The sequence below is a fragment of the Arthrobacter antibioticus genome, assembly GCF_030063205.1.
GTDB lineage: Bacteria > Actinomycetota > Actinomycetes > Actinomycetales > Micrococcaceae > Specibacter.
This window is the reverse complement of sequence record NZ_JASISQ010000007.1, coordinates 164865-170961: the sequence shown is the minus strand read 5'-3', so window position 1 is coordinate 170961 and position 6097 is coordinate 164865. Positions and strand designations below refer to the sequence as shown.

At 57.7% G+C, this 6097-nt stretch carries 4 protein-coding genes; 1 reads left to right on the top strand and 3 read right to left on the bottom strand.

Features of this window, described 5'->3' with window-relative positions:
* Together QMG40_RS14495 and QMG40_RS14490 are read right to left on the bottom strand one after the other, a co-directional pair.
* The coding region (locus QMG40_RS14495) for an ATP-dependent helicase (RefSeq protein ID WP_283531811.1) at positions 1 to 2992 on the bottom strand (2992 nt) is incomplete at its 3' end.
* 421 nt (positions 2993 to 3413) lie between these two features.
* Positions 3414 to 3734, bottom strand: coding sequence for a hypothetical protein (locus QMG40_RS14490; RefSeq protein WP_283531810.1), 321 nt, complete (start codon positions 3732 to 3734; stop codon positions 3414 to 3416).
* Positions 3735 to 4198: 464 nt separating this feature from the next.
* Between QMG40_RS14490 and QMG40_RS14485 the strand changes: the two genes are divergently transcribed.
* On the top strand, positions 4199 to 4738 hold the full coding sequence (locus QMG40_RS14485) for a Helicase associated domain protein (protein ID WP_283531809.1): 540 nt from the start codon (positions 4199 to 4201) through the stop codon (positions 4736 to 4738).
* A 215-nt stretch (positions 4739 to 4953) separates the two neighbouring features.
* Here the strand turns inward: QMG40_RS14485 and QMG40_RS14480 are convergent, their stop codons facing one another.
* A complete protein-coding gene (locus QMG40_RS14480) occupies positions 4954 to 6027 on the bottom strand; it encodes a DUF4192 domain-containing protein (RefSeq protein WP_283531808.1) in 1074 nt (357 codons plus the stop codon).
* Positions 6028 to 6097: the final 70 nt, after the last annotated feature.

The following is a 6097-nucleotide window of genomic DNA, read 5'->3' as shown; positions in this document are numbered from 1 at the left end:
TGGGGGTGTGATTTAACCGTTTTTGGGTCGGCCGCTTGGGGGGGTTCTGGTTTGGGGTTACTTCAATTGATTTGCCGCGGTGCCTGACTGTCATGGAACGACTGTCACACCCTGGCATTTTATTTTTACCTCTGTGATTTGGCGGCCTACTATTATGGTTACTTTCTCGGCGTCCGGTGGGGGAACGCCGGCCCCCCCACGACTTTGGTGCTGCCGAGCAGATACGCCGCACGTCGCACTCGCGGCACTTGCGGCGACCGGGCTTCGGATCGAAATCGCGGCGGCGAAGGCTGTCGATCGTAGCGATGATTTGTTTCTCGGCCGTTGCGATCGCATTGACGCCGATATCGACGTCATAGCGTTGCTCCGCGCCGAGATCGTGGATGAACGCGGCACCGACATTCAGGCCCTCACGGCGGCCGGCCTCGGCGTAGACTTGCAGCTGCAGAGGGTCGATTTGACCGCCCGTTGATGTCTTGTAGTCGACAATAGCGAGGCGACCAATTTGGCCGTCCTGGGTATCGTAAATTACGTCGGCTCGGCCTGCGATTACCGCACCGTCCAGATGCAATTCAAATGGCCGCTCTGTTGCCCAGGTATTCAACAAGTCGGTTGAATTCTCGTTTACGTATCGCAGAACTAGCTTGCGGGCTTTCTCCCTCATTTCCTTGTGACCAGCCTTGTTTGCATACGGCAGGAAGAATTCGGCTTCAAAAAGCTGGCTGACTTGCAGGGCTGTGGGCACAGAACCCGTCGCCTGGGTGAGCTCGGCAAGTACTCTCATCGTGTGGTGCACTGCGTTGCCATAGCCGAGTTCCTGTTGGATCGTCGGCATGAACCCTAGCTCGTTCTTCAACAAGTAGCTGCGCGGGCATGTCTCGAACCCCGCCAATTCGCTGTACGTGATCGCCAATTCGGACGCTGATGCGGACCCTTTACTCGTCGCCGATGTAGGGGTTCCCACATTCGTAAAGGCGCTCACAACCTCGTCGAAGTAAGGTGAGGCGGCGCGGTGGTTTCCTCCGTTTTGCCGGGAGAAGCTTGACAACAGCACCGCGTCACGGGCGCGCGTGATGGCAACGTAGAATAAACGGCGCTCATCGGCATCGGTGCCTTCGTAGCGCTGCTTTTCGAAACGATTATGCAAGTCCTCAGGCCAGTCCTGGGCGCGGCCGTTCATACTCGAGGGGAAACGCGTTTTAACTAATGAGGGCAGGAAAACGACCGGCCATTCGAGTCCCTTGGAACCGTGAATGGTGCCAAGCGCGACGCCTTCGTCTAAGTGCCCGTCCTCGCCGGCGAAGTCGTCGTAGTTGCTGACGGCATAATTGGAAAGGAGGATGGCCAGGTTTTTGTAAAACCATTCACCTCCGCTGCGGCCGCCAACCTGCTCACCCGGCACATCTGGGTCCTTGCGCGATCGCCAACTTACTCCCTCGTAATCGGCGAGCACCTTCGTGAACCGCGCAATTGTTCCCAGCCGGTTGCGAACCAGATCGTCTGATAAGTCCCAGAGCTTGACGCCGAGCAATTCGATCAGCGCGTAGAAGTCGCCTACGAGACTCTCATTGAACTTGCTATCGAGGGCCTTCTCCTTCCAAGACTCGAGATGTGCCGACAACTTCGGTCGCGTCTCAACCGAGAGACTGAAGGTGGCTGTGTAATCGTCGAGGAGTTGCTCAAGAGTGACCTTGTGGCCACGAGTGTACTGCGCTTCCTTCCAGTCGATTGCGCTTATCCATGCGTAGGTCGAGCCGAACACCTGCGGTTCGACCTGCGTAAACAGACCAGAACGTCCGCCTGCTTGTACAGGGATCTTGGCCTTTTCTAACGCTTCCATTAATGACGGGTATGCAGAACGTCCGCGCACAAGGATCGCGATGTCACGGTAGGCTAGTCCTTTTGCCTGAAGATCGAGGATCTGACTTGCGATATCGTCAGCTGAATCATGTTCATTTCCCGGGTCGCGGGAGAGCGCAACACTCGGTCCGTCGACTTGTCGGAATGGCAACATCTGCTTTTCGATTCGATCTGGGATCGACTGGGCGAACTGGTTTGCGACTTCAACGATGCCAGGGCGAGAACGCCGGTTTGTGAGCAGCTTGAACTGCGCGACATTTCTGTACCGGTCGGCGAAAGTCACGATATTCTTTACGGACGAACCACGCCATTGGTAGATCGCTTGGTCGTCGTCACCCACGACTACGAGGTCGGCCGTGCCGTGTGGCTTAGCGAGGAGTTCGATGAGCCTCTCCTGCGCGGGGTTCACATCCTGGTACTCGTCGACGATGAGATGACGCAGCGGAGCGGTGACCGCAGCGTGCACAGCTGGGTTGCCCAGTGCTTCGACCGCGCGCACTATCTGTGTGCCGAACGACATGAATTGATAGCGATCCAGTGTGTCGTAATATGCCGCCACGGCGGCCTTGAATTTGCCTGCTGGCAGTGTTTCGATTCCGATTAGTTCGTTCTCGATCACGTCGATGCCGCGCTGAAACTTCGCGATGCTCTTGAACGTACCGTCGGCGGGTGGTAGATCTTTGATCCCGAGGAGGCCGCTTTCCTTGTAGACAAGGTTTGTCAGCTGGTTCGTGTCGAGCGGTGTGTAGGTTTCGTATCGCGGCACATATATTTGCAACATGCGGAAGCAGTAGGCATGAATTGTGCCGACAAAAAGCTGCCCCAGCTGATCCGTTGCTGCTGCGCCCATGCGCGCCGTCACACGCTCGCTGATGCGCTCCTTCAACTCTGACGCTGCTTTTTCAGTGAAAGTGAACGCCACGATTGAATCGGGCGCTTCACCCTCGGCCAGTAATGCTGCAACTCGTTGCGAGACAACTTCGGTCTTCCCGGACCCGGCCGCGGCGATGATCTGAATGTGGCTACCGCGATGCGCGACGGCATTCGCTGCGTCGCCTTTGAGCTGTGGGATGTCGGCTGTGGTTTCCGTCGGTCCTTGAGTGACGGGGCCGACGACTGGCCCAAATGTCACGGGTACGGTTGAGATAACGAAGTCTGGTGACACTTGGGATGCTGGTTGCTTCGCGGCGAACGGCCTCGGCACTTGTGTCTCCGGTGTCATTGCCGGCGATATCCACTTGAATTTCATAGCGCTCCCCAAGTTAGGCTGAGACAGCGAATGCCCCGGCTAACTTCATAATGCCAGATCTATGACCACCGGGGTGATTTAGCAACTTTCCTTCCGACCGGTCTCAGCCGTAGCTGGCACGGAAACTTGTCGAGCCACTCGTTTGAGTGCCCAAGTGGAGACTCAAAATCAGCATGAATTCGAACTGACTTATGGTGATGAAAACGTCAGATCGTTGTCCAACCATGCCACCAAAAAAGGGGACATGATTCCCGACGATCCTTCACATCGCTCTGTACTTCAGCAACGGATTGCCTAGCGTGCTTTAGAGCTTGTCGATCCATGTGTCTTCGTCACGCTGGTCCCATACCGATCCAGTTTTGGTAGGCCCTGCAGTCCGCAATTGCTTCAGACGTTGAATGATTGCGTGTGCCTCGTGGGCATGCAGGTCGCGCAACGACGATACTTGACGGGCTACGTAGCTTTGAATAGTCCGTTGCCGTTCGTCTTGGTCCATGACTTCAGCTGCGTCGAGCCCTTCGCGGATCTGCTGGACTTGGTGGTCCTTGACAGGGATATCTCGCTGATGGACTGGTCCAGTTTGGGGCTCGTCTGTGGATCCAAAGTCAAATAGTGCATCGCTCATAGTTTAACCACGCTACTTCGTTGACGGTGGCAATAGGGGCCCATAGGCAAATATCACTCTGCGCTTCGTCTCCGGCGCCTGGTATCGATCGTGTGGGGAGCACTTTACTGGTCGGGGACGGGAGCTCCCGAACCGAATCTGACAACCGGTGAGGCGTGGATGCCCTGTGGTGGTCTGTGGCACAGGTTAGGTTGATCAGGAATCCCGCCGTGCTAGCGCCTCGAACTGCCAACGGGCGTAGAGGCCTGCTCGCGATTCGGTTGGCTACGGACGCAACGGTGGCCTGCACCGGGGCCAGGCTTCGTGGTGATTGAAGGCCGGCAGCCGGAACGATGCCGCCGCACACGGCAAGCCATCGCTGACCAGATCCCGTCGAAGATGCTCGGCGGACTTATAGAGCCGGTGGAGTGTGAAGACTGGTGCGGCCGCTGACAAAGTCCGCAACTGTCCCCTAGTGTGAGTGCATGTCTCCCCAATCTTTCTCGCTTCACCCAGCGTGGGACCGGATGTACTCGTCCGGAATGACGGTGCAGGAAATCGCGGACTTCACCGGCCGGGCCCGCTCCACCGTGCACCGGCACCTGCGGCTCCGCGAGAGGAGTAGCGAGGGCCTCCGTGCTGCGCATGATGCTGCCAGGAAGGCCCTCGGCCCCGACTGGCCACCCACGCGCTGGCAGCATAGGTACAAGGAAGTGCAAGACTTCTGCAAGTCGAATGGGAGGCTCCCCACCGTCGACGGCGATGAAATCGAGCGCGATCTAGTTAATTGGGTCCGGAGTCAGCGCACCTTACATCGCCGCGGAGCTTTGTCGGCAATTAGAATCACGCTGATGGACATGATCCCGGACTGGGATGTGACTCCGCCACGGACATCCCTTGATGACCACTGGCAAGATCGCCTCTGTGAGCTGGTGGTGTTCGTCGCCGAGACGGGACAGATGCCCCGCTATAAGAAGTTCAGCGGGGAGCATGAGCATGTCTTGGGAGTTTGGCTTCACACCTAACGCCAAGCCCGCGCCGAGGGACGGCTATTGTCGTGGCGTCTCGTGGCACTCGACGCGTCCTTCTCCGGCTGGCGCAGTCGAGAGTAGCTGGTGCCGCTAAAGCGCACCTGTTGTCTGGTCTCGGTAACAGCCTTGGGGCACGAGACTTTGTTAGTAAGTGTTTCGTGGAATATTAATCACGCAGGTTCATGCGGCAAGTTAGCCATAAATTTCGCCTACGCCATCCCCATTCCCTCGATCCGGGGCCCGCGGCTCATGGGCGGCTGGTACGCCGAGTTCTTGTCCATGGCCCAAGGCGCAAGGATGCCGGCGCCGACCATTTGGTCGCTGAGTTGGGCAAGCCGATAGTGGGGGTCGGCTTCGAGCGCGTGTTGGAAACACTGGTGGGCGCGAGATCCTTTGCCTTCCCACCACTGGATGATGCCGAGGCTGGTGAGAACGGGCGCTGCATCGGGTCCGTCGGCGCGAGTGTAGAGGTGGAGCAGGAGTTCCTGGGCGCGGTCGACGCGCTGCCAATGAGGCGGCCGCTTAGTTTGGCCCAGCAGCAAGTCGCCCAGACTGTCTTCCAGTCCTGGAATGTCAGCCAAGAGCCGGTCTCGTACGGAGATGAACTTGAAGTCGGCCAGCAGTTCGGCCGACTGTGCATCAGTTGGTAGGTCGGCACCTTCGAGAAAGCCGCCCCACAAGGTTCGTGCCTTGGCAGTGGCGACGGGTGGGGTCATGGACTCGATTCGGATGCAGTGTTTGAATACTTCTTCGCTCAGGTCCCGCCGGGCGAGGATGGGAATGCGAAATCCTGGGTCGGGCTCAATGATGGAACCGCGAAATACAAGCTCCGCGTTGAGTTGGCTCGTCTTGATTTCATCAAGCGGAGTGCGGGCCAGCGGGTCGGGAATCAACTGGAAGTAGCTGGTGAACGACGTCTCCCCGATGAGCCAACCGTCACGCACGTTGATGTTGTGCCGAGATAGTTCCTCGGTCAGGGATTCCATCACGTCCTCGTAGGGCCGGTCGTCCAGCGGTTCCCACTGCGCAGGTGTGAAGATGCCGAATACGACGCCGGTTGCCTCACGATCCGTAGCGATGAACTTGACGACGTCCTGCACATACCTATTGGTGTCCGCTTCCGCTTTGGGAAGTCCTACCCGAAGGGTCGAACCTATGCGGCGATCGTCGAGAGTAATACAGACTAGGCTTTCCTTGGGCCAATAGCCCAGAGTATGTCCCATCAGGCTAATGAAATCGTCCGGTGTCTTAATGCTGAGCCGTTCCACAGTTCCTCCGACCATGCGCGGATCATGAGCTGAAGCTCCTGTCACCAGTTCATGGGCCGGAGGATTTAAAACGACGTCGGTTAGC